Below are 3,753 nucleotides of genomic sequence, written 5' to 3'. Positions count from 1 at the left end.
AATATGAGATCGAAAACCAAATTGACGATCGCGATCTGCGGCATTATGCTTGCCGGATTGATGGTACTTCCGGTAGCAGCCAAGCCCGCATTGCCAACGACACCCATTGTTGCTGATGGAAATATCTGGCAAGCTCTGTTCTTGGGGTTAGTCCAAGGTATTACCGAGTTTCTCCCGATCAGTAGCACCGCCCACTTATTGGTGACAACCAAGGCGTTTGGTTGGCAACAGCTCGGTCAAAAAGATTATGCCGATGCAATTCAATTTGGTAGCGTGATTGCAGTATTTATCTACTTCTGGAGAGATATTAGTAATGTTGTTAGTGGTGGTATTTCCGGCCTAATCAAACAAGATTGGCAAGATCTCAACGTCAAAATTTTCATCGGTATTATCGTTGGTTCTGTGCCTGCTTTGGCGATCGGCTTTTTGCTCAAAGATGCTCTGGAATATAGCGCGCAACTGATTGCGATCGCATCAATTATCATGGCAACTCTATTATTTGCTGCCGAACGTTTTAGCGTTCACAAGCGAGGATTTGCCAATTTAGAAATCAAAGATGGTTTACTCGTTGGCTTGGCGCAAGCAATAGCACTATTTCCTGGTGTTTCTCGCTCTGGATCGACATTAACGGCTGCTCTATTTTTAGGTTTAGATCGAGCATCTGCCGCTAGATTTTCGTTTTTAGTCGGCTTACCAGTCCTAACGATTGCTACTTTACTTAAAGGCTTGAAAATATTTAAGGCAAACGAATTACCGATGCCCTTATTGGCCGCTGGTACAATTTCCGCCTTTATTTTCTCCTATCTGTCGATCGCGTTCTTACTTAACTATCTCAAAACCAAAAACACGATGATCTTTGTCTGGTATCGCTACGCCTTTGGGGCGTCGATTCTCATCGCTCTAGCTACTGGTTGGAAAGGCTAGATCCGACTAAATCGTTACTGGTGACTTCAATCGATCGAGTTAGATAACTTGTGGTAGAGGAAACCGTACAATAGATGAGAGCAGCCGTGGCGATAAAATGGTAGAGATAGATCGACAGCCATCCGCCTGCACCCCGTACTCCGCATCCCAATCTGCTAATATGACATCCGAACTGATTCGTCAACGCTCCGATCTGATCGATACGCAAGTAATTGCCAAAGATACTGGCAAACGCTTGGGAATTGTCAAAGAGCTACTGGTCGATATCGACAGCCGCGAGGTAATCGCGCTGGGTTTACGCGACGGTTGGCTAGCGGCTCCCGGCGGACTGGTCAAATATATGTTTCTCTCATCGATCGAAAAAATGGGCGACGTAATTCTCGTGCCCGACGATGAAGCGATCGAAGATCTCGACCCCGAAAATTATACCAATCTGATCGGGTGTGAAGTCATTACTGAGACTGGTGACATGCTGGGGAAAGTTAGAGGCTTCAAACTTGACTGCGACGATGGCAAACTCACTTCAATTATTATCGCCGCGATCGGCTTGCCATTGATTCCCGATAATGTAATTAGTACCTACGAATTTTCGATCGATGAAGTTGTCAGCACTGGCCCCAATCGCTTGATGGTCTTTCAAGGCTGCGAAGAACGCCTCGAACAACTATCTGTCGGCTTCCTAGAGCGGATCGGCCTCGGCAAAGCTCCGTGGGAAGACGAATACAGCTATCGTCCTGCTGTAATTAGACCCGAAAATCAACTCCCCGCAGGCGTGCCCCTCAGCCCACCCCAACCGATCGTCCGCGCCCAGCCGCCAGTCGAGCAAACCGTCTGGGAAGATGACGACTGGCAGGAAGTTCAAGCCGCACCCTTACCCCCGCAGCGGCTCCAAGCCGAGCAACCCCTCTACTATGACGACGAAGATGAGGGCGAAAATTGGAACGAACCCGTCCGCGAGCAGCCGCGTACAGCCAAAGTCTATCAGGATGTCCCTTATACACCGATCGCTGCAACACCCATGCCCCTGGAAGAACCAGATGATGAGGATGTGCTGACGCTAGATGACATGTGGGGTGAGGATACCCAATCGCCAACCGATCGACTCCAAAAGCTGGATATTCCTGACATTGCTCAAAAAATTGACCTACCGCAAACTGTCAAGCAAGTGGAATATCAAGAAGAGGAACAACATTAATTTAGTTGATAATTGATAATTGATAATTATCAATTATCAATTATCTATGCGCATAAATATCTGTAGGTTGGGTTGAACGAATGTGTTGGCGCAGCCTTGCGGAACGCATTAAACCAACATCCTCACGCGCAGAATTTGACAAGCGAATTAAAAAAATTGTAAATCCAAAATCCAAAATTGATATGACCCCAGAAGAAATGCGATCGTTTTTGACTAACCGCTTTGGAGCGACGCTGACTGTTGTTGATGGTGAGTCATATCAAGTCGAAACGCCAGAGTATCGCCTGCTAATTATTCTGTCAGCCCAACAATCTTGGGTGCGGATGTTGGTGCCGATCGCGCCCGCAGCCGACGCGATGACCTTTGTTGAGGAATTCCTATCGGCGAACTTCGACGCCACCTTAGAGACGCGCTATGCGATGAATCAAGGGGTGTTGTGGGGGGTGTGGCAGCATAGCATGGCGGGACTGACGCCAGAAGACTTGACTACCGCGATCGACCGCTCGATCGACCTCAAACGCGTGGGGATCGATCGGGCATTCCAAGATTTTGCGACCAAACAAGTTAAAGAGATCGTCAGTATTGCCAAGCAACGGGGCGATACGATGGAGCAAACAATGCAAACGCTCAACAGGTTTTATGCTGAAGGCGTGATGGGCGATCTCGGTGCGACGGAGGATATCCGTAAGGAAATGATGATGGCTTGGCAAGCTCAATTAGAACGCTTATGGAATGAATCATAATTCTAGCGATTCAACACCAAATCAATCGCAATCTCCATCATTCAGATTCAATCGAACTCACTACTTAAACAGAGCGAAACATCCCAGCAGCCGTTTGCTGTGCTGCTGCGTATATTTTTAGTGCTGCTGCCATGTGTTGTTCAGACTCTTCACCTTTCGATTGAAACCATTCCAAAGTTTCCGAATCAATACGAACAGCAACCGTAGAGATTGGATGAGAAGGCATTCGTAACTTTGCCTTTGAGAAAAACTCATCTGTCAATGGCGGAATATCTGACGTATCGATATCATCATCAGTCATCGCATCAATTTTAGCCCAGTTCGTTCTTGATGTATTGCTCATAATTTCTTCTTTCATGAGAGAGTGCTTTTCTCAACGAAATGATTCTCGTCGTTTCTCGATCGAGTTCGGTGAATATCACAACTACGATCCGCCCATCTAGCATTCCAGTGCCGATCCATCGATCTTCACCATAGTCTCTACGATTATCGATGTCAACTACCATCGGCGAGCTAAAAACCCGATCCGCATCGGCAAAATCAAAGCCATGCTTGTCAAGATTAATCTCGTTTTTCAGGTCATCCCACTCGAAATTCATACCCTAAATCGATCTCGGCTGACAAATCCAATTTTACTCGATCGTAGATAAGATATTGTAATGCTTGGAGTTAGAGATATTTAAACAGTCGAAGCATGAGTGAGATAGCTACGTTGCGGATGTCTAAAGAAGTAAATCCTCGATACCCGCTGCGATCGATCGAATGTGATATCGTCAGATTGATGACGATCGAAAGATAGATATGCAATTAAAACCTTGGCAGTGGGCTGTTTTAGTATCGCCGATCGCGAGTGTCGTTATCTTTCTGCTCGTCGCTGCGGGTACCCAGATT

General features: G+C 46.7%; 5 protein-coding genes. 3 read left to right on the top strand and 2 right to left on the bottom strand.

Annotated elements, in window-relative coordinates; translation table 11 throughout:
- Positions 1–3 precede the first annotated feature (3 nt).
- The 3 genes from RMO84_RS11145 (at position 4) to RMO84_RS11135 (ending at position 2,862) form a co-directional block, all read left to right on the top strand.
- Positions 4–924, top strand: coding sequence for an undecaprenyl-diphosphate phosphatase (locus RMO84_RS11145; RefSeq protein ID WP_396135830.1), 921 nt, complete (start codon positions 4–6; stop codon positions 922–924).
- Positions 925–1,084: 160 nt separating this feature from the next.
- On the top strand, positions 1,085–2,119 hold the full coding sequence (locus RMO84_RS11140) for a PRC-barrel domain-containing protein (RefSeq protein ID WP_310488533.1): 1,035 nt from the start codon (positions 1,085–1,087) through the stop codon (positions 2,117–2,119).
- A 182-nt stretch (positions 2,120–2,301) separates the two neighbouring features.
- Entirely contained in the window at positions 2,302–2,862 is a 561-nt protein-coding gene (locus tag RMO84_RS11135; protein WP_310488532.1) for a hypothetical protein, read from the top strand.
- A gap of 64 nt (positions 2,863–2,926) precedes the next feature.
- Here RMO84_RS11135 and RMO84_RS11130 read toward each other — a convergent pair whose 3' ends face one another.
- Positions 2,927–3,220, bottom strand: a complete 294-nt coding sequence (locus RMO84_RS11130; RefSeq protein ID WP_310488531.1) for a BrnA antitoxin family protein — start codon at positions 3,218–3,220, stop codon at positions 2,927–2,929.
- Positions 3,174–3,461: a BrnT family toxin gene (locus tag RMO84_RS11125; protein ID WP_310488530.1), complete on the bottom strand. Its 288-nt coding sequence runs from the start codon at positions 3,459–3,461 to the stop codon at positions 3,174–3,176. The genes RMO84_RS11130 and RMO84_RS11125 overlap by 47 nt, the downstream gene beginning before the upstream one ends.
- Positions 3,462–3,753 lie beyond the last annotated feature (292 nt).

The sequence above is a fragment of the Chamaesiphon sp. VAR_69_metabat_338 genome (genome assembly GCF_031423935.1).
Lineage (GTDB): Bacteria > Cyanobacteriota > Cyanobacteriia > Cyanobacteriales > Chamaesiphonaceae > Chamaesiphon.
Note: the sequence above shows the minus strand (reverse complement) of the source record. Positions and strands in the feature narration are given on the sequence as shown.

Excerpts from the sequence above, each read along its gene's own strand:
- RMO84_RS11145 (WP_396135830.1), top strand. The coding sequence starts at position 4 with ATGAGATCGAAAACCAAATTGACGATCGCGATCTGCGGCATTATGCTT.
- RMO84_RS11140 (WP_310488533.1), top strand. The coding sequence starts at position 1,085 with ATGACATCCGAACTGATTCGTCAACGCTCCGATCTGATCGATACGCAA.
- RMO84_RS11135 (WP_310488532.1), top strand. The coding sequence starts at position 2,302 with ATGACCCCAGAAGAAATGCGATCGTTTTTGACTAACCGCTTTGGAGCG.
- RMO84_RS11130 (WP_310488531.1), bottom strand. The coding sequence starts at position 3,220 with ATGAAAGAAGAAATTATGAGCAATACATCAAGAACGAACTGGGCTAAA.
- RMO84_RS11125 (WP_310488530.1), bottom strand. The coding sequence starts at position 3,461 with ATGAATTTCGAGTGGGATGACCTGAAAAACGAGATTAATCTTGACAAG.